Source organism: Haloprofundus marisrubri, from assembly GCF_001469955.1.
GTDB lineage: Archaea > Halobacteriota > Halobacteria > Halobacteriales > Haloferacaceae > Haloprofundus > Haloprofundus marisrubri.
The window spans coordinates 312,668-331,469 of the sequence record NZ_LOPU01000018.1 but is presented as its reverse complement, the minus strand read 5'-3'; the positions used below and the strand labels follow the sequence as shown (position 1 = coordinate 331,469).

Genomic DNA, 18,802 nt, shown 5'->3' with positions numbered 1-18,802 from the left:
GAGACACCGGTGGGCGACACCGAAGGGGACAGACGGTCCGCGAAGACGGTTCTCGGGGTCGGAGACGAGCGAGTCGGTATCGAACGGAGTGTCTCCCGGATGGCGAGTGACACCCAACGAGGCGACTACAGCGGCACGAGCGGCCAGACACGCCTCGGGTGGATAAACGGGTCGCTCGTGACGCTCGCGCTGGCGAGTCTCGGCGTCGTCGTCGTCGCTGGCCTCGTTCAGGTGAGTTTCGGCGCGTACTCGATGAGTATCGGACAGGCGTGGCAGGCGGTGTTCGACCCTGCCGTGTTGACGAACCCGTATCTCCTTTTGCAGTTCTTCTTCGGCGAGGGCATCGCCGAAACGGTCGCCGGCGCGTTCGGCTTGGCGACTGCCGAACCGGAACTAACCAGAGAGACGCTCATCGTCTGGAACATCAGACTCCCGCGCGTCGTCGTCGGCGCACTCGTCGGCGTAAATCTCGCTATCTCGGGCGCTATCTTTCAGGCGGTAACGCGGAACGAACTCGCCTCGCCGTACATTCTCGGCGTCAGTTCGGGCGCGGGGTTGACGATTCTCCTCACGCTCGTCATCTTCTCCGGACTGGCGGCATACCTCCCGATTCTCGCCGCACTCGGTGGCACGCTCGCGTTCGTCATCGTCTACGGCATCGCGTGGAAGAACGGCACGAGTCCCGTCCGCCTCGTTCTCGCGGGCGTCATCGTCTCGACCATCTTCGGGTCGATGCAGACGGCTATCTTCTTTTTCGCCAACGACATCGGCATCGTCCAGAGCGCTATCGCGTGGACGACCGGGTCGCTGACGGGCACCGACTGGGAGCAGGTCCGGATGGCGCTGCCGTGGACGGTGCTGTCGCTGATTCTGGCGGTCGCCGGTTCTCGACAGCTGAACGTTCTGCTGCTCGGTGAGAAGACCGCCCAAGCGCTCGGGATGTCGGTCGAGCGGGTCCGCTTTGCACTGTCGGGCGTCGCCATTCTGGCGGCGAGTGCAGCTATCGCCGTCGCCGGCATCGTCGGCTTCGTTGGTCTCGTCGTCCCGCACATCGTCCGTAACATCGTCGGCAGCGACTACCGCCGGTTGGTCGTCGGCTGTGCGTTCGCCGGACCCGCACTGATGGTCGGTGCGGACGTGGGCGCGCGTCTCGCACTCAGCCCCGCACAGATTCCGGTCGGTATCGTCACCGGCCTCGTCGGTGGTCCGTACTTCCTGTATCTCATGCGCAAGAAACAGCAACTGGGTGAAATCTGATGGTCGATACGAACGTCTCGTCGAACTCGTCGGAGTCGGCGAACACAGCGAGTTCGTCGGAGTCGGCGAACGCAACGTCGAATCGAACGAACGGTGAGACGGCCGGCGACGGGAGGAACGGACCCGACGAAGAGCCGGAGACGGAGCCCGTCGACGCGACGGAACTCGTCGGCGAGGACCTCGCTATCGGCTATCCGACGACGCCCGAACCCGTCGTCGAGTGCGACTCAGTCGTCATCCCCGCAGGGGAAGTGACGGCGCTTGTCGGCCCGAACGGTTCGGGCAAGAGTACGCTGCTTCGCTCGCTCTCGAACCAACTCGAACCCGAACGCGGAAACGTCCTCTTGGACGGCCACGAACTCCAGACGTTCGGAACGAAGGAACTCGCCCAGCGACTCGGCCTGCTCTCGCAGGAGAACGAAGCGCCGGGTAGCCTCACCGTCGAGGAACTCGTCTACCACGGCCGCTATCCACATCGCGGCTTCTTCGAGACGGTCAACGAAGACGACGAGGCGGCCGTCGACGAAGCCATCTCGCTGGCGGGCGTCGAACATCTCCGCGACTCGCAGGTCGGCAACCTCAGCGGCGGGCAGAAACAGTTGGCGTGGATTGCGATGGTGTTGGCCCAAGACACCGACGTGTTGCTGTTGGACGAACCGACGACGTATCTGGACTTGCATCACCAGTTGCGCGTGATGGAAGTCGTCCGAACGCTCAACCGCGAACGAGACGTCACCGTCGCCGTCGTTCTCCACGACATCGGGCAGGCCGCACGTTTCGCAGACAATCTCGTCGCCATGCGCGACGGCGAACTGTACGACTGGGGTCCGCCGCGGAAAGTCGTCACCGAGGAACTGCTTCGGGACGTGTTCCGCGTCGAAGCCACCGTCGACGCCGACCATCCGACCGGGCCGCACATCTCGCCGCACCGCGCGATGGACGAGTAGCGTCGGTTTGACTCGAATCAGAGTCGGTCGGGTTCAAGTCTCCTGTTTTTCTCCTCCCACCAAGACGATAGGTGACGACGCGACCTCTCTTTAGGCTCGCCTAAAATTCGAAGTGTTTACCACGGATTAGGCTAGCCTAAAACTATGGGCGAAGAGAAGCTGTCGAGTCGGAGAGCGTTTCTAAAGTACGGTAGTACGGTCGCCGGAGGGATGGCGCTCGCAGGATGTGTGGGCGGGCCGGACGACACACAGGAGTCTGCGGAATCCGGCGAGACGACCGGGTCGGAAACGTCGGACGGGACGGACAGTACCGACGAATCGACCGAGACCGAAGACGGGAACGAGTCGTACTCGGTGACGATGGCTCCGATGGGTACCGTCGAGTTCGACTCGGTCCCGGAGACCTGGATTCCGTACAAAACCGGGTACGGCGACATGGGGTTCGCACTCGACCTCGGCGACAGGATGGCCGGTATCGACGACCCGGAGGGTTCGGTATGGCTCCTACGGGAACGGTTCTACAGCCAGATACCGGGATTCGAGGTCGACACCGAGGGAGTGACGAGTATCCGGTCGGCCGACGACACCATCGACAAGGAGGTGTTCTACGAGATGGACGCCGACCTCCACCTGATGGACCCGAACCTCCCGAACGTCTACTTCGACTGGGACGAAGGAGACGTCCGAGAGATTTCGGAGAACGTCGGTCCGTTCTTCGGGAACTTCATTCGCCGGGCGCGTGACGATAGATGGGGAGAGCCCTACGAGTTCTACACGCTGTACGAGGCGTTCGAGAAGGTCGCGCAGGTGTTCCAGCGACAGGGACGCTACGAGGCGTTCGCCGACCTACACGACGAGGTGCAGGGCGAAATCGCCGACGCGCTGCCCGCCGAGAGCGAGCGCCCGAGCATCGGGCTGTTGAACGGTGGTTCCGACCCTTCGAAGGGGGAACTGTACGTGATGGACCCGACCGCGAAGGGGTACGAAATGAAGCAGTACCGCGACCTCGGTATCGAAAACGCGTTCGAGGGGGCCGAGACCGGACAGTACGGACTCGTCGACTACGAGACCGCATTGGAGTACGACCCCGAAATCATCATCTTCCACTGGGGCGTGACGTACGAAGCCGACGAGTTCGCTTCACAGTTCGTCGAACCGCTGCAGAACCACGAGGTGGGCAAGGAACTCACGGCGGTGCAGGAAGGCAACATCTACCCCGGCGGCACTGCCGAACAAGGTCCCATCATCAACCTGTTCCAGACCGAAATGCTCGCCCAGCAGCAGTACCCCGAGACGTTCGGCGAGTTCCCCGGTCTCGGCGAGACGCCCGACGAGACGCTGTTCGACCGTCAGCGCGTCGCCGACATCGTCGCCGGCGAGTTCTGAACGCGGCGAACGGAAACCGACGACGCTTCACCGACATCCCGATTACGGACCCTCATGAGCGAAACACCGAACACACCGTCCACCGAAACGCCCGACGAACACGGCATCGACCGCTACGACGTACTCGTCGTCGGCGGCGGCGTCGCTGGACTGAGTGCGGCGACGTTCACCGCCCGCGCTGGCCTCGACACCGTCGTTGTCGACGACGGCAACTCGATACTCAAGCGAAACGCCCACTTGGAGAACGTCCCCGGGTTCCCCGGGGGCGTCAACTCCCGGTTGTTCTGCGAGATGCAACGCGAGCAGGCCCGACGAAACGGCTGTTCGTTCGTCGACGGACGGGTGACGGCTCTCCGGCGTCTGGACGACGAGGGATTCGGTGCAACCGTCGAGAACGAGGACGGGACCAGCCGAGAACGCTACGGAACGTACGTCGTCGCCGCGTCGTGGAGCGACACGAGTTACCTCGACAGTCTCGGCGTCGACCTTCGGACTGCCGGGAGCAAGACGTACATCGGTGACGACGGCCTCGGACGAACGAACGTCGAGGGTCTGTACGCCGCCGGGCGACTGACCGAACGGTACCACCAAGCAGTCGTCGCCGCCGGACACGGCGCACAGACGGCGATTACGCTGGTCCACGACTCCGAGACGCCGTTCTACAACGACTGGGTCACTCCGGAAGGCTACTTCACCGACCGTGGTCGGGAGGTTCCACCGGGCTGTGAGGAGATAGACGACGACGAACGCCGCCGCCGTGAGGCCGAGTCCAGAGAGACGATACAGGCGTTCTTCGCCGAGTCGCATCCGGACCCACAGCGAACCCACCCGAGCCTCGTCGACGACGAGTGAGGGGAGTCGGAAGCCCAAGGGAAGCACGGAGTCGCGGACCCTCCCACACCTGTTTGCAAATGTTCGGCCCGTCGAGAGAGGGGGGCGGGTCGGCAGTCATCGAGCGGAAATCTGCCGGTTGTATATAAACCACCTCGTTCGACGGATGGACCACACCGGTTTTCAAATGTTTAGTGTCGTCTACGTCTGTCGATTCGAGAAGAAAACACTACACTACACTACACTAGTTTAGAAAGATATAATCATAGTAACAGAGTTTCGAGACAGCCATTCACGGTAGCATGTGTCGTGAGAAGTAGTGCCACACTTCGAGTTCCCGTGAGAGTCGTCGTGGGTCTGCGGCGAACGACCTGTTTCGACTCGTCACTCCACCCCCACCCCTGTTCGCAGGCGGAGCATTTGCAAACTGGTGTGAGAGAGGGGTTCGTTCGAATCGCCCGCTTCTCGCCGAACGACCGAGTTTCGAGTACTCGCCGAACATTTGAAAACCGCTCTCCCCCTTCTGACCGAGTTTTCAGTGCCGAGGCGAGGTGGACGTCCGAACGGTCGAACACGGGTAGCACTTGAAACACGTGAAGCATTTGCAAAGCACTAAGTATCGCCACCCGACAGGCACGAACAATGGCTCCCGACTCTATTTTCGAAGACGAGGCCGAGGTGTTTCACGACATCGAGGTACTCGAAGAGGACTACACCCCCGACACCATCCTCTGCCGCGACGAGGTGATGACGGAGTACATCAACGTTCTCAAACCCATCTACAAGGGCCGACCGCCGCAGAACGCCTTCCTCTACGGCGACACCGGTGTCGGCAAGACTGCGGTGACGAACCACCTTACGACCCAGTTGGAAGCCGACATCCGACAGAAGAACGAGGATATCGAACGACAACACGAGCAGAGCGAACAGGAGACAGAGGAGCAAACGCAACCGGCGGTCGAACCCGACGCCGTCGACTCCGCGGCCCCCGTCGACCTCACCATCGTCAAGGTGAACTGTCAGAACCTCACTTCGACCGGCGAGCGAACCTCGTCGTATCAGGTCGCCATCGCGCTGGTCAACGAACTCCGCCCGCCGAAAGACATGATTGCCTCGACAGGATACGCTCCCCAAGCCGTCTACTCGATGCTGTACGAGGAGATGGACGCCCTCGGCGGCACGGTGTTGGTCATCCTCGACGAGGTCGACCGCATCGGTGCGGACGACACCATCCTCTACGAACTCCCGCGTGCGCGAGCGAACGAGAAAGTCGAAAACGCCCGTATCGGTCTCATCGGCATCTCGAACGACTACACGTTCCGCTCGAACCTCTCGCCGAAGGTCAAGGACACGCTCTGTGAGACCGAAATCAAGTTCCCGGCGTACAACGCGATGCAACTCCGCGAGATTCTGCGCGACCGCGCTTCCCGCGCACTGTACGACAACACCTACGGCGACGATGTCATCGCGCTCTGTGCAGCGCTCGCTACCCGCGAATCCTCCGGGAGCGCGCGAAAAGCCATCAACCTCCTGCGTCGGGCGGGCGAAATCGCCGAGAACGACGGCCGGACGACCATCCTCGAAGCCGATGTCCACGAGGCGAAAGACGACCTGGAGTACGGCGACATGGTCGATTCCATCACCGACCAAGACGCGCACAAACGCTACGTGCTCGCCGCCGTTGCCCACCTCTCGAACGCCGACGCGACGCCGGCGCGCGTGAAGGAAGTCCACCGTGCGTACCGCGCCGTCGCCGAGAGCTACGCCGCCGACCCGCTGAGCCAACGCGGGATGTACAACCACCTGACGAAACTGGCGATGCTCGGCTTTCTCACCTCCCACGACAACAACGAGGGCATCAAAGGCGGCCAGTACTACGAGTTCGAGTTCTCCGACGAAGTCGACCGCTCGAAAGTTCGAGAAGCGTTCGAGTCGATGGGTCACTCGTGGCACGACGTCCGAATTCACGGCTCGTAGCCGTTGAAAGCCGAGAGCATTTGCAAACCGGTGTCTCCCGTTCACCGAAACACGTTTATTCGGTAACGTAACGAGGCGTCTCTCGGCCGCGAGAGCCGTCTACTGGCCCGGAGCATTTGCAAACCGGTGTGGTCGGCGTGGTCGGTGTTCGTCGGACATCGGCGTCTCGTCTCTGCGCGCAGTCTCCTGTCGTGAACCGCACAGGACTATGTACCGCCGTCGCCCACGTCCCGATAGATGCTTCAGGGAGTCAACGTCGCGCTGGGGGTGTCGGGCAGCATCGCCGCGGTCAAAGTCGTCGAACTCGCCCACGAACTCCGGCGACAGGGCGCGAGCGTCCGCGCCGTGATGACCGACAGCGCCCGCGGTATCCTCCACCCGTGGGCCGTCGAGTTCGCCACTGAGAACCCCGTGGTCACCGAGATTACGGGCCGCGTCGAACACGTCGAACTCTGCGGCCGCGAGGGCTGGGCCGACGTGTTACTTCTCGCGCCGGCGACGGCCAACACGGTCGGCAAAATCGCCGCCGCCGTCGACGACACACCTGTGACGACCTGTGCGACCACCGCCCTCGGCGCGGGGATGCCCGTCGTCGTCGCACCCGCGATGCACGAACCGATGTACGACCATCCCGGCGTTTTGGACGCTATCGACCGCGTCGAGTCGTGGGGCGTCTCTTTCGTCGACCCCCGTATCGAGGAAGGGAAAGCGAAAATCGCCACCGAGGAAGCCATCGTCACCGACGTTGCGCGGGCGACCACCGAACAGTCGCTTGCGGGAAAACACGTGGTCGTCACCAGCGGCGCGACGAGCGAGCGAATCGACCCGATTCGCCTGCTGACGAACCGCGCGTCGGGTCGGACCGGGCGGGAAGTCGCCCGCGCCTGCTACGTCCGCGGAGCCGACGTGACGCTCGTCCACGACGGTCCAGAGGTTCCGTACGCGGCCGTCGAACGCGTCGAGAGCGCCGCCGAGATGCTCGCCGCCGTCGAAGCCGCTTGTGGCACTGCCGAGGATGCCAACTCGGCCCCCGCGGACGCATTCGTCTCCGTGGCCGCCATCTCCGATTTCACCGTCGACGCCGCCACCGAGAAGATTCGCTCCGGCGAGGCGCGGACACTTGATTTGAAACCGACACCGAAACTCGTCGACACAGTCCGCGAGTCCCACCCGGACCTCCCTATCGTCGGCTTCAAAGCCGAGACGACGGGGGACGACGACGCGATGGTCGCCGAAGCCGAGCGAATCCTCGACCGGGCATCGCTGTCGTTCGTCGTCGCAAACGACGCGAGCGTGATGGGCGAGGATACGACGCGGGCGCTGTTCGTCGGAGAATCGGGCGTCTCGGGTGAGTACGAGGGCGACAAGGTCGGACTCGGTGGTCGGGTCGCCGAGGAACTGGCGACCGTACTCGGGGCGAGGCCGAGAAACTGAGTCCCTCCGTTACGGGCTATGTGCCCGGTTCACAGGGTCGCCGACAACGTTTCTGCTCCGAAAGTAGAACGGCATATGACTATCGAAAGCGAGACCGAGATAAGAATAGTTTTGCGTTAACAGCTACTCGCTTCATACGATTAGCTAGCATGACGGGTCGAACACGCATGAGCGACTGTTGGCCTGCCGGCCGTCGCCGAATGGAGTGGAAAGACCGTGGCGGGTGAGTCGGTGACCCAGGAGAGCGACGCGCGCGTCCTCGTCCCGGTCGGTGAGTCGTCGACACTGCGCAACACCGTCGCCTACGCCGTGCGGACCGCCCGTGAGGAGGTCGACGAAACCGACGGACGAGCGGCCGTTCACTTCGTCTACCCGGCGCTGTGGCGCGCGGTCGAACCGACACGCGCACAGAAGTTCGAGCAAGCTCAGGAGTTGCTCGACCGCGTCGAACTCTGGGCCGAGGAGGACCTCGGCGACAGCGACACCGACACCGAGAGAGTCGACATCGAGACGGCCGTCGTCGGCGCCGAGGAGTATCTGTTCAGTCCGGCGGACTTCGCGCGCGTCATCCTCGAGTACGCGGACGAACACGACCTCGGTCGCATCGTCGTCGACCCCGAGTACCAACCGGGCGGCAACGCGCCGATGCTGCGGCCGCTGGAGTACGAACTGACGAAGTCGGACCGCCGCGTCGAGGAGGCACCCGTCGAACGACCCACCCGACGCGGCGGCCTCGTCGGCCGCGAGAGCCTGACGCAGTATCTGCTCGTCTTCGGCGCGTCGTATCTGTTTTATCTCACGCTCGGGGGGTTCAGTGGGACGTTCGACCTGATTACCGGCGCGATAAGTGCCGCCATCGTCTCGTTGGTGCTTGGACAAATCGCGCTGAAAGGCAAGCCGAACTTCCGAAAGATACCCGGCGAAGTGGGCCGACTGCTGCTGTACACGCCGTATCTGCTCTGGGAGATTGCGAAGGCGAACGTCTCTTTGGCGTACGTCATCCTCCACCCACGGCTGCCTATCGACCCGAAGATGGTGCAGTTCGAGGCCGCCGTCTGGAACGACCTGCCGGCGACGACGCTCGCAAACAGCATCACGCTCACGCCGGGGACGCTCACCGTCGAGGTCAGCCAACGCGAGTTCTACATCCACTCGCTCACGAAATCCTCGCGTGAAGACCTCTTCGACGGGGCGCTCGAACGCGCGGTCCGCTTCGTCTTCTACGGTCGCGCCGCCGCACGCATCCCGAGTCCGAAAGAACGCGGTGCGACGCGTGAAGGCGAAGAACTCTCCGAGACACCTAACGAGTCGGTGACGGCCGAAGGAGGGTCGGACTGATGAGCGCTCTGACCGTCACGAGCGGCATCGTCCTCGCCGCCGCGGGCGGAAGCAGCGGCCCGGCGAACCTCACACCGTTTCTCACCGACGTGTTGCTCGGAACGGCCGCGGCGTTCGTCACCCTCGCCATCGTCGTCCTCTACCGCGTAATCAAGGGGCCGACGATGCAGGACCGCGTTATCGCCGTCAACGTCATCGGGTCGAACACCGTGGTCATCCTCGCGTTCTTGGCCGCGGCGTTCGGCGAACCCGGCTTCCTCGACGTGGCGCTCGTCTACGCGCTGTTGAACTTCCTGATGAGCATCGCCATCTCGAAGTTCACCGTCGAACGAGGTGGTGTCATATGACGCCGATGGAACTCGGCGTCGCCGCACTGCTGGTCGGCAGCGTCTTCTTCGCGTTCGTCGCCGCCGTCGGTGTAATCCGTCTCCCGGACCTCTACACGCGGGCGCACGCCGCCTCGAAGAGCGACACGCTCGGCGCGGTGCTCGGCCTCGCGGCCGTCGCCGTCGTCTACGGGGCGGGCATCCCGACGGTGAAAGCGGTGTTCCTCCTCGTGTTCATGTTCTTCACGAACCCGACGGCCGCACACGCCATCGCGCGCGCGGCCTACGACCAAGATATCGAACCGTGGACGAAGGAAACTGCGGACCGACCCGGCCGCGCGAGCGACGCCGACCGGTCGGCCGACGACGCCGACGGGTCCGAGTCGCTCGCCACCGACGGTGGCTCCGGGTCGACGACCGACAGTGGCCTCGGGTCGACGACCGACAGTGACTCGGCGGCCGCCGACGGCGACGCCGAAGACGGAGGTGACAGATGACGTTCACCCCACTCGAAGCGGTGACGCTCGTCTTCGTCCTCGGCTGTGCGCTCACGGCCGCCCTGCTTCGAGACGTACTCGCGGCCATCATCGCCTCGGCCGCCTACAGCCTCGGCATCGCCATTCTCTGGATTGTGCTACAAGCGCCCGACGTGGCGCTCACGGAGGCCGCCGTCGGTGCGGGTGTGATGACGCTGTTGTTGCTTCTGACTATCGCAAAGACCGTTCGCCCCGAGAACGAAAACGAGTTCGAGCGACCGAATCTCCGGTCGCTCGTCGTCGTCGTCGCGTTCGCAGGTGTGTTGCTGGCGACGGTGCCGGCGCTCCCTGCTATCGGCGCGGCTGACTCGCCGGTCGCCGGCGGCGAGGTCACCCAGTACTACCTCGAAAACGCCTACGAGGAAACCGAAGTCAGCAACGCCGTGACCGCCGTGTTGGCCGCCTACCGTGGGTTCGACACCCTCGGTGAGGCGGTGGTGGTGTTCACCGCCGGGGTCGCGGTTCTGTTGGTGCTGCGCAGGGAGGTGTTCGTATGAGCGGTAACGGCTCCGGCAGTTCCGGGAACTCGACCAGTTCCGGAGACTCGCCGAACCGCATCACGCGTAACGACGAGCAAGTGCCGTACGTCGAGAGCACCATCATCATGACCACCGTCCGCGTCGTCACGCCGTTCATTTTGACGCTCGGACTGTTCGTGATGTTCCACGGGGCGTCGTCGGCGGGCGGCGGGTTCCAAGGCGGGGCCATCGCCGGCACCGTCGTCTTGCTGCTCGCGTTCGCGTTCGGTATCGGTCCGGTCCGCGACTGGCTGAATCCCGCGGTCATTCTCGGCCTCATCGCCGTCGGTGTCGGGACGTTCGTCGCCGTCGCGCTGGGGTCGTTGGTGCTCGGCGGCGAGTTCCTCCAGTACACCGCCTACCCGGTCCCGCACGCGAGCAAGTACGGCATCGAACTCGTCGAACTCGGCATCGGTGCGGTCGTCGCCGGTATCATCACCGGCCTGTTCTTCCTCATCGCCGCCGGGTTCGAGACGGGAGAACCAATGGAGGACGACACATGATTTGGGAACTTCTACTCACGCGGTACAACTACATCGTCGTCGCGTTGCTGCTGCCTATCGGTGCGTACATGATGATAGAGAATCGGAACCTCGTCAAGAAGGTCATCGGCATGAACATCTTCCAGACGGGCATCTTCCTGTTCTTCATCACCTCGGCGTACCGCGAGGGTGGGTCGCCACCCATCGTCGGCAGCGGCGGCGAGGCGGCCACCTACGTCAGCCCGCTCCCGCACGTGCTCATCCTGACGGCTATCGTCGTCGGTGTGAGTCTCACGGCGGTGGCGCTGGCGCTCATCGTCCGCATCTACACCGAGTACGGGACGCTCGACGAAGTGAACCTCCGGGAGGTGCGCGCCGATGAGTGAACTGCTGCCGCTTCTCGTCGCGGTGCCGATTGTGGGGGCGCTCGTCGGCCTCGTCGTCGGCTACAAGTTCGAACGCCTCGCGTGGCCCTTGGCAGTCGTGACGTCGCTGGCGCACACCGCGCTCGCGGCGTTCGTCGCCTTCGAGGTGTACGCCGGCGGCGAACCGCTCAGCTACGCTGTCGGTGGGTTCCAGCCACCGTTCGGTATCGAACTCGTCGTCGACGGCCTCAACGCCGCTGTCGTCGTGTTGGTCGCGGCTGTCGCTCTCGGCATTCTCGCCTACGCGCGGCGCGCCGGTCCGCACTCGGCGGCGTTCTACACCGGCTACCTCCTGTTGGTCGCCGGCCTCTCGGGGATGAGCGTCACGGGCGACATGTTCAACCTCTACGTCTTCCTCGAAATCACCGGTCTCGCCGCCTACGCGTTGGTGGCGACCGGTGACGACGGCCGGTCGGCCGTCGGCGCGCTGAAGTACCTCCTCGTGGGAACCGTCGGCGCATCGCTGTTCCTCGTCGGCATCGGCTACGCGTTCGTCGCCACGGGGACGCTCAACATGGCCGACCTCGCCGAGAAACTCGCCGGCGTCGGCTACGGGTCGACGCTCGTGCGCGCCTCCTTCGCGTTCGTCGTGACCGGATTGGCCGTCAAGACGGCGCTGTACCCGCTGCACACGTGGCAACCGGAGGCGTACGCGAGCGCCCCAGACAGCGTCAGCGCGCTCATCTCGGCGCTCGTCTCGACGGTGTCGGCGTACGCGCTCGGCCGCGTGATTTTCAGCGTTTACACCGTCGACTTCCTCAGTTCGGTCGCGTTCGCCCGCGAGTTCGTGCTCGTGTTGGCGGGCATCAGCATCATCGCCGGCAGCGTGCTCGCGGTGATGCAGACCGAGTTGAAGCGGATGCTCGCGTACTCGTCGGTGTCGCAGTTCGGCCTCGTCGTCGCCGCGTTCGCCATCGCCAACGACGCGGCGGTCACGGGTGGAGTGGTCCACCTCGTCGGCCACGCCGTCATGAAAGGCGGCCTGTTCCTCGCGGTGGGCGCTATCGCGGCGCGGACCGGCGCGCGCTACGTCGGCGAGTTCGACGGCCTCGCGGCCCGCGCGCCGCTTCTCAGCGCCGCACTTGCGACCTTGTCGCTGTCGATGGTCGGCGTGCCACCCGCCGTCGGCTTCGTCGGCAAGTGGTACATCGCCCTCGGCGCGATTCAATCGCAACTGTGGCCCATCGCCGTCGTCATCCTCCTGAGTACCCTGTTGACGCTGGCGTACTTCCTCCGCATCGTCGAACGGATGTACTTCCGCTCGGCCGCGCCGAGGGAGGCGCCCGCCGAGCGGTCGACGGGAACCGGCGCGGCCGCCGTCGCCGACGGCGGAGCCAACGACGACAGTGACACGGACGACGAACGGCCGACGCTCGGGCGTGGCTCCGACGTTGACTTCGGCAGTCCCTCTGCCGGGATGGTCGCCGTTATCCTCGTCGCGGCGCTTCTGGCCGTGGCGCTCGGCCCGCTCGTCTCCACGTTCGAACCGCTCCTCGAACCGACCCTCGACCTCCTACTCCAGCCATGACAGATATCCCATCACTCAGACCGCTCGCGGCGGTCGCCGTTCCGGCGGTCGCCATCGCGTTCATCTACGCGTCGAACCGCCGCCCGAACGTCCGCGAGGCGTGGACGCTGCTCGCCGCCGCGGCGACGTTCCTCATCGTGGCGAGTATGGTGCCCGGCGTTCTCGCGGGCGACGTTTACGTCACGAACTTGGGCGCGTTCGTCCCGCTCGGCGGTGAAGACGTCGTTGAATTCACGCTCCAAGCCGACGCGCTCGGCATGCTGTTCGGCCTGCTGGCGAGTCTGCTGTGGCTCGTCACCAGTTTCTACAGCATCGGTTACATGCGCGGCCTCCACGAGCACTCCCAAACGCGGTACTTCGCGGCGTTCGCCGCCAGCGTGGCCAGCGCCGTCGGCGTCGCGTTCGCGGCGAACCTGCTCGTGTTGTTCGTCTTCTACGAACTCCTCACCGTAGCCACGTACCCGCTCGTCGGCCACGACGAGACGGCCGAGTCGCGCGCCGCCGGTCGAAAGTACCTCGCGTACACCTTCGGCGGCGGCGTCGCGGTGCTCGCCGGCACCGTTCTCGTCTACGTGCTCGCCGGGTCGGTAGCGTTCACTCCCGGCGGCATCGAAGGCCTCTCCACCGCGGACCCGACGCTCGCTCGCGCGGCGTTCGCACTGCTGACGCTCGGTTTCGGCGTCAAAGCAGCGTTGATGCCCGTCCACTCGTGGCTGCCCGACGCGATGGTCGCACCCACGCCCGTCTCGGGCCTCCTGCACGCCGTCGCAGTCGTCAAATCCGGCGTGTTCGGCATCGCCCGCGTCGTCCTCGAAGTGTTCGGCCCACAGACGGTGGGTGACCTCGGCGTCGGCGTGCCGTTGGCGGCCGTCGCGGCGTTCACACTCTTGATGGCGAGTATCATCGCGCTCAGACAGGACAACCTCAAGCGCCGTCTCGCGTACTCGACGGTGAGTCAGTTGTCGTACATCGTCCTCGGCCTCGGCATCGGGGCGTCGATGGGCGGCGACGCCGCGAGATTCGCGCTCATCGGCGGGTTGCTCCACATCCCGGCGCACGCGTTCATGAAGCTCACCCTGTTCTTCTGTGCGGGTATCATCCACGTCGAGACCCACACCGACGACATCAGCGACATGGCCGGCATCGGGAAACGGATGCCGCTGACGATGGCCGCCTTCGGTATCGCCGCGGCTGGGATGGCGGGCATCCCGCTCGTCGCCGGCTTCGTCAGCAAGTTCTACCTGCTCGTCGGCACCGCTTCCGGCGGCGCAGTCGCGTTCACCGTCGCGTTGCTCGTCTCCGGTGTGTTGAACATCGCCTACTTCTGGCCGGTGTTCTATCAGGCGTTCTTCGAGAGCGAGATGCCCGGCGGCCACGACCGAAAACCGCTCGTCGAACACCGCATCGGCGGCCGGGCGGACGTCGCCGCCGACGGTGGGCACAAATCCGACGAGAACGCCGACGTCGGCGAGGGTTCGGCGCTGACCGGCGGCAACGGCGGTGCCAGCGCCCGCGCGAACGAAGTCCAGAAACCCGCGGACCCGAACGGCGACTACGCCGTCGACCGCCACCCCTCCGACCACGTCAAAACCACGGAACAGGGAGGCGAACTCGGTGACGGGGCCACGGAGATGGCCGACCACGAGGCTGACGACCACGACGACCACGACCACCACCACGAGGGCGGCCCGCCGACCGGTGGCTGGGAAACCCGTAGCTGGCTCGGTGGCGAGAGCACGTGGTTCATGCTCGGCCCGATTCTGACCGCCGCGGCCGGTTCCATCGTCCTCGGCATCGTGCCGGGCCGGGCAGTGTTCCTGCGAATCGTCGAGCAGGTGGTCACGGCGGCGACGCCGGCGATGGCGGCGACCGCGGGGGTGTTGTTCTGATGGTAGCCGAAGCGCTAACCATCGTTCCGCCGTTCGTCTACGTACTCGTCGCCGCGTTGCTGTTGCCGTTCGTCCCCCGACGCGTCGGTCACGCGCTCGGATTCGTCGCGACAGCCGTCGTCGTCCCCATCGCATTCCTCGCGCCCGAGGGTGCACATTGGGCGGTCAAACTATTCGGCTCAGAAGCCCAGCAGTTCGGCTTCGAGGTCGTCCTGTTCAACGTCGACGAGTTCTCGCGGCTGATGGGCATCATCTTCGGCTTTATCGGTGCTATCGCGGTTCTCTATTCGTACGCGAGCGACGCGTCGAACAAGCAGACCGCCTACGCGCTGTCGTACGCGGGCACCAGTATCGGGGCCGTCTTCGCCGGTGACTGGCTCACGCTCGTGTTCTTCTGGGAGCTGATGGCCGTCACGAGCACGCTTCTCGTCTGGGACTACGGCGGCAAAGCCGTCCGTGCGGGCTTCCGCTACGCCGTGCTGCACGGTATCGGCGGCAGTCTCGTCCTCGCGGCCATCGTCTGGCACTACGCCGAAGTGGGGTCGTTCCTCTTCAGCGCCTCGACGGGTATCGTCGGCGGCACGCCTGCGATTCTGGCGCTGGCCGCTATCGGTATCGGCGTCAACGTCGGCTTCGTCGGCCTGCACGCGTGGCTACCCGACACCTACCCGCGGCCGCACGTCGCCGCCAGCGTCTTCCTCTGCGTCTACACGACGAAGACCGGCGTCTACGCGATGTACCGCGCGTTCCCGGAGGGACACCTCTGGATTGCGTACATGGGCGCGGCGATGGCCGTCTTCGGCGCGACGATGGCCGTGCTCCAGAAGGATATGCGCCGCCTGCTCTCGTACCACATCCAGTCGCAGGTCGGCTACATGATTGCGGGCGTCGGCATCGGGACGACGGTGGCGACGGCCGGCGCGTTCGGCCACGTGTTCAACCACATCCTCTACAAGAGCCTGCTGTTCATGACCGTCGGCGTCATCATCTACCGAACCGGCGAGGAGAGCCTGAAGTACGTCGGCGGCCTCTGGCGGAAGATGCCCGTCACGTTCGTCGCGTTCGTCGTCGCCGCGCTCTCTATCGGCGGCTTCCCCGGCTTCAACGGCTTCGTCAGCAAGGGAATGGTGCTCGCCGAAGCGCACTACGAGCATCTCTACGTCATCTGGTATCTGCTGTTGGCCGGCGGCGTCGGGACGTTCCTCTCGTTCATCAAACTGGGCTGGTACGCCTTCTACGAGGGAAGCTACGACGGGCCGGTCCGCGACGCGAACCGACTCCAGATGGTCGGGATGGTCACTGTGGCGATACTCTGTGTGTTCTACGGGCTGGTCCCGAACGCGCTGTTCGCCATCCTTCCCGGCAACGAGGGCGGCTTCGACTACACGACGTACACTTGGGGCCACATTCAGGAGGGAGTCATCTTGTTCATCCTCGGCGTCGTCGCGTTCGTCGTCCTGAAACGGCTGCTAGACCGCCTCGGGCGCGTGCCGGACATCGACGCGCTCTACAACCCGCTGGCGTTCTACGGGACTCGGGGACTGGTTCGCGGCGTCACCGAGACGTACGCGGCCGTCGACCGGGCGGCCGTCGCCACCGCCTCGGGTGTCACGTGGACGGTCGGTAATCCCGACGAGGCGCTTCGACGTGCCACCGGTCGCACCGACACCGACGAGGAGGGCGAACCGACGTGGCCGGTGTCGCTGCGAGCGGGCATCGGAACGAGCGTCCTGCTTCTCACCGCCGTCGTGACGGTCGGTATCGCGCTGCTGATTGTCGTCTGAAGTGGCGAAGGACGGCGCGAACTCCCGTTTTTGCAGTGTTTCCGTAACCGAGACGCTCCGTGGCACCGCACCACGAACGACACCCGAACCACCAGCATTTATCCCCACCGACGGAAACTGTCGGCATGGACCAGTTGCGGCAGTCGCTGTGTGAGGCCCCTATCATCGAGAAAGGCGACTACGAGTACTTCGTCCACCCCATCAGCGACGGCGTGCCGATGCTCGAACCGAGTCTTCTCCGCGAAATCGTCATCAAAATCATCCGCAAGGCGGAACTGGAGAACGTCGACAAAATCGTGACTCCCGCGGCGATGGGTATTCACATCTCGACGGCCGTCTCGCTCATGACCGACATCCCGCTCGTCGTTATCCGCAAGCGACAGTACGGCCTCGACGGCGAGGTGCCGCTGTTTCAGGAGACGGGTTACTCCGAGAGCGAGATGTACATCAACGACGTCGAGGAGGGCGACCGGGTGCTCGTCCTCGACGACGTGCTTTCGACGGGCGGCACGATGAAAGCCATCATCGACGCGCTCATAAACGACGTCGGTGCGGACGTCGTCGACGTGGTCGCGGTCATCAAGAAGGCCGGCCCGAACGAACTCGACGACACCGACTACGACGTGAAGACGCTCATCAACGTCACCGTCGAAGACGGCGAAGTCGTCATCGTCGACGAACACGGCGACGGATAAGCGACGCGAGCGGCCGAAGACTGCTTTTTTATCCAGTCGGTTGCGAATGGCCGTATGGCGTACGCGAACCCGTGGAATCTCATCAGTACGGTCCTCCTCGTCACCGGAGCGCTCGTCTTCGGCGAAGCGCTCCACCAGTCGGTCGTCACCGGCGAAGTGTCGCTGTTCTCACAGCCGGTTCTGCTCGCGTTAGGACTCGGCACAGTTCTGATGGCGGTCGGCTACCGGGTTCGTATCCCGGCCGACGAACTCACCCGAGAGACGGCGTCGACTCCGAGCGAGTCGACCGAAGACGACCCTGCCGGCGACCAACCCGTCGACGCCCCCGGCGACGCCGAGTACGACCCACGACTCAGCCCACTCGGAAACACTCCTTCTGACGCTCGTGAGCGGTCGGTCGGCGACGAACGGAGCGCAGACGCCGACGGTGCGTACGCCACCGACACGACCAGCACCGACGACGCCGCCACCGACACACGGTCCGGAAGCGGTGAGGGGTCGTCACCGAGAACGGACACGGACCGAAACGCCGAGTAGTCGAGCGGAGAGTGGGTCTCGAACCTCGCGGTACTGGGACGGGAACGGGCAGGGACGCCGTCCGTGTGAACTCATAGCGCGGGATATATATGACACCACTACAATGAACGGATGATTACCATGTCGCTCAAACATCGGGTCCCACCGAGGATGCAACAGCCGCTGGGGCTGGCCTCCCTCGGACTGACGCTCGTGGGTGCGGTCGTCGGCTACGTGCTCACGATGCTCGGCATCACCCTCTACTTCAACCTCAACGGCCTCGGTGACGCCATCACGACCGTCGACTCGTTCATCGTCATCGCAACCGGTGTCGTCTGTCTCGTCGCCGGCTACGCCGGTTGGCGCGGCTTCATGACGTTCGCCTACTAACGATGCCGGTCGATATCCGCGACCACCCCGACGCACCGGACCTCGAGACGCTGGGTGACATCACGCTCGAACCGGTTTCTGCCGACGAGATTCGACAGCGTCTCGACGACGGCGACACGCTGCTCGAAGACCAACTCCGCGAACGCGACGACATCGACGCGTACGTCGAGTTGAACCGGCGCACGCAGGGTGGCGAGTACGGCGACATCGGCACCGCACTCTACCGTCTCGTCCAACTGTTCGGCACGCCGCAACTGCCCGGCTACGAGGCCGGCAGCGACATCAGCGAGCGAAGCGACGAGACGTTCAAATACCTCTTCCGCGTCAGCGCGGACTCCGAAGAGCTCCCCGACGAGTGGTTGGTCACCGTCCACGACTGGCACGTCGACCTCGGCGTCTGTCTCGCCGGTTGGGAGTCCGACGGCGCAGCGCCCGCCGAGATGGATACCGCGGTCGGTCTCGTCTCGCTGGCACTCGTGACGAACGTCGTCACCGAACCCGTCCAGTGCGAGTTCAAGGACATCTGGTACTGATACGGAACGT

General features: G+C 64.5%; 18 protein-coding genes and 1 pseudogene. All 19 read left to right on the top strand.

The features are described from left to right. Window positions 1-99 precede the first annotated feature (99 nt). The 19 genes and pseudogenes from AUR64_RS07425 to AUR64_RS07335 all read left to right on the top strand — a co-directional run bounded on the left by AUR64_RS07425 (window position 100) and on the right by AUR64_RS07335 (window position 18,792). Window positions 100-1,257, top strand: coding sequence for a FecCD family ABC transporter permease (locus AUR64_RS07425; RefSeq protein WP_058581848.1), 1,158 nt, complete (start codon window positions 100-102; stop codon window positions 1,255-1,257). Beyond that, complete coding sequence (locus AUR64_RS07420) at window positions 1,257-2,204, top strand: ABC transporter ATP-binding protein (protein WP_058581302.1); 948 nt, start codon at window positions 1,257-1,259, stop codon at window positions 2,202-2,204. The genes AUR64_RS07425 and AUR64_RS07420 overlap by 1 nt, the downstream gene beginning before the upstream one ends. Before the next feature lie 144 nt (window positions 2,205-2,348). Then, entirely contained in the window at window positions 2,349-3,590 is a 1,242-nt protein-coding gene (locus AUR64_RS07415; RefSeq protein ID WP_058581301.1) for an ABC transporter substrate-binding protein, read from the top strand. Window positions 3,591-3,644: 54 nt separating this feature from the next. Further along, window positions 3,645-4,442: an FAD-dependent oxidoreductase gene (locus AUR64_RS07410; RefSeq protein WP_155120546.1), complete on the top strand. Its 798-nt coding sequence runs from the start codon at window positions 3,645-3,647 to the stop codon at window positions 4,440-4,442. Between the two features lie 621 nt (window positions 4,443-5,063). Next, window positions 5,064-6,398 carry a Cdc6/Cdc18 family protein gene (locus AUR64_RS07405; RefSeq protein ID WP_058581300.1) on the top strand — a complete coding sequence of 445 codons (1,335 nt, stop codon included), beginning with the start codon at window positions 5,064-5,066 and terminating at the stop codon, window positions 6,396-6,398. Between the two features lie 237 nt (window positions 6,399-6,635). Beyond that, window positions 6,636-7,832, top strand: coding sequence for a bifunctional phosphopantothenoylcysteine decarboxylase/phosphopantothenate--cysteine ligase CoaBC (coaBC, locus tag AUR64_RS07400; protein WP_058581299.1), 1,197 nt, complete (start codon window positions 6,636-6,638; stop codon window positions 7,830-7,832). A 231-nt stretch (window positions 7,833-8,063) separates the two neighbouring features. Next, window positions 8,064-9,170 (top strand): monovalent cation/H+ antiporter subunit E, encoded by a 1,107-nt coding sequence (locus AUR64_RS07395; RefSeq protein WP_058581846.1) that lies wholly within the window; start codon window positions 8,064-8,066, stop codon window positions 9,168-9,170. A gap of 89 nt (window positions 9,171-9,259) precedes the next feature. Beyond that, window positions 9,260-9,517 (top strand): cation:proton antiporter, encoded by a 258-nt coding sequence (locus AUR64_RS07390; RefSeq protein WP_058581845.1) that lies wholly within the window; start codon window positions 9,260-9,262, stop codon window positions 9,515-9,517. Continuing rightward, window positions 9,514-9,861: pseudogene (gene mnhG, locus AUR64_RS21230) on the top strand (monovalent cation/H(+) antiporter subunit G); the annotation flags it as partial. The gene AUR64_RS07390 and the pseudogene mnhG, both read left to right, overlap by 4 nt. 128 nt (window positions 9,862-9,989) lie before the next feature. Continuing rightward, a complete protein-coding gene (locus tag AUR64_RS07380) occupies window positions 9,990-10,529 on the top strand; it encodes a DUF4040 domain-containing protein (protein WP_058581298.1) in 540 nt (179 codons plus the stop codon). Further along, window positions 10,526-11,053, top strand: a complete 528-nt coding sequence (locus AUR64_RS07375; RefSeq protein WP_082230646.1) for an MnhB domain-containing protein — start codon at window positions 10,526-10,528, stop codon at window positions 11,051-11,053. The genes AUR64_RS07380 and AUR64_RS07375 overlap by 4 nt, the downstream gene beginning before the upstream one ends. Then, window positions 11,053-11,418 carry a cation:proton antiporter subunit C gene (locus AUR64_RS07370; protein WP_058581843.1) on the top strand — a complete coding sequence of 122 codons (366 nt, stop codon included), beginning with the start codon at window positions 11,053-11,055 and terminating at the stop codon, window positions 11,416-11,418. Before AUR64_RS07375 ends, AUR64_RS07370 begins: the two co-directional genes overlap by 1 nt. Continuing rightward, window positions 11,411-12,985: a monovalent cation/H+ antiporter subunit D family protein gene (locus AUR64_RS07365; protein ID WP_058581297.1), complete on the top strand. Its 1,575-nt coding sequence runs from the start codon at window positions 11,411-11,413 to the stop codon at window positions 12,983-12,985. The genes AUR64_RS07370 and AUR64_RS07365 overlap by 8 nt, the downstream gene beginning before the upstream one ends. Beyond that, the gene (locus tag AUR64_RS07360; RefSeq protein WP_058581296.1) at window positions 12,982-14,874 is read left to right on the top strand and encodes a cation:proton antiporter; all 1,893 of its coding nucleotides are present in this window, start codon (window positions 12,982-12,984) and stop codon (window positions 14,872-14,874) included. The genes AUR64_RS07365 and AUR64_RS07360 overlap by 4 nt, the downstream gene beginning before the upstream one ends. Continuing rightward, window positions 14,874-16,658, top strand: a complete 1,785-nt coding sequence (locus AUR64_RS07355; protein ID WP_058581295.1) for a Na(+)/H(+) antiporter subunit D — start codon at window positions 14,874-14,876, stop codon at window positions 16,656-16,658. Before AUR64_RS07360 ends, AUR64_RS07355 begins: the two co-directional genes overlap by 1 nt. A 125-nt stretch (window positions 16,659-16,783) precedes the next feature. After that, the gene (gene hpt, locus AUR64_RS07350) at window positions 16,784-17,353 is read left to right on the top strand and encodes a hypoxanthine/guanine phosphoribosyltransferase (protein ID WP_058581294.1); all 570 of its coding nucleotides are present in this window, start codon (window positions 16,784-16,786) and stop codon (window positions 17,351-17,353) included. Between the two features lie 54 nt (window positions 17,354-17,407). Next, window positions 17,408-17,890, top strand: a complete 483-nt coding sequence (locus AUR64_RS07345) for a hypothetical protein (protein WP_058581293.1) — start codon at window positions 17,408-17,410, stop codon at window positions 17,888-17,890. 150 nt (window positions 17,891-18,040) lie between these two features. Further along, window positions 18,041-18,259, top strand: a complete 219-nt coding sequence (locus AUR64_RS07340; RefSeq protein ID WP_058581292.1) for a hypothetical protein — start codon at window positions 18,041-18,043, stop codon at window positions 18,257-18,259. 2 nt (window positions 18,260-18,261) lie between these two features. Next, on the top strand, window positions 18,262-18,792 hold the full coding sequence (locus AUR64_RS07335) for a hypothetical protein (protein ID WP_058581291.1): 531 nt from the start codon (window positions 18,262-18,264) through the stop codon (window positions 18,790-18,792). Window positions 18,793-18,802: the final 10 nt, after the last annotated feature.

Bases quoted from the DNA above. Each gene is read 5' to 3' on its own strand.
- AUR64_RS07405 (WP_058581300.1), top strand. From the start codon at position 5,064: ATGGCTCCCGACTCTATTTTCGAAGACGAGGCCGAGGTGTTTCACGAC.
- AUR64_RS07340 (WP_058581292.1), top strand. From the start codon at position 18,041: ATGCAACAGCCGCTGGGGCTGGCCTCCCTCGGACTGACGCTCGTGGGT.
- AUR64_RS07345 (WP_058581293.1), top strand. From the start codon at position 17,408: ATGGCGTACGCGAACCCGTGGAATCTCATCAGTACGGTCCTCCTCGTC.
- AUR64_RS07365 (WP_058581297.1), top strand. From the start codon at position 11,411: ATGAGTGAACTGCTGCCGCTTCTCGTCGCGGTGCCGATTGTGGGGGCG.
- coaBC (WP_058581299.1), top strand. From the start codon at position 6,636: ATGCTTCAGGGAGTCAACGTCGCGCTGGGGGTGTCGGGCAGCATCGCC.
- AUR64_RS07360 (WP_058581296.1), top strand. From the start codon at position 12,982: ATGACAGATATCCCATCACTCAGACCGCTCGCGGCGGTCGCCGTTCCG.
- AUR64_RS07420 (WP_058581302.1), top strand. From the start codon at position 1,257: ATGGTCGATACGAACGTCTCGTCGAACTCGTCGGAGTCGGCGAACACA.
- AUR64_RS07380 (WP_058581298.1), top strand. From the start codon at position 9,990: ATGACGTTCACCCCACTCGAAGCGGTGACGCTCGTCTTCGTCCTCGGC.
- AUR64_RS07425 (WP_058581848.1), top strand. From the start codon at position 100: ATGGCGAGTGACACCCAACGAGGCGACTACAGCGGCACGAGCGGCCAG.
- AUR64_RS07415 (WP_058581301.1), top strand. From the start codon at position 2,349: ATGGGCGAAGAGAAGCTGTCGAGTCGGAGAGCGTTTCTAAAGTACGGT.
- AUR64_RS07410 (WP_155120546.1), top strand. From the start codon at position 3,645: ATGAGCGAAACACCGAACACACCGTCCACCGAAACGCCCGACGAACAC.
- AUR64_RS07375 (WP_082230646.1), top strand. From the start codon at position 10,526: ATGAGCGGTAACGGCTCCGGCAGTTCCGGGAACTCGACCAGTTCCGGA.
- hpt (WP_058581294.1), top strand. From the start codon at position 16,784: ATGGACCAGTTGCGGCAGTCGCTGTGTGAGGCCCCTATCATCGAGAAA.
- AUR64_RS07335 (WP_058581291.1), top strand. From the start codon at position 18,262: ATGCCGGTCGATATCCGCGACCACCCCGACGCACCGGACCTCGAGACG.
- AUR64_RS07355 (WP_058581295.1), top strand. From the start codon at position 14,874: ATGGTAGCCGAAGCGCTAACCATCGTTCCGCCGTTCGTCTACGTACTC.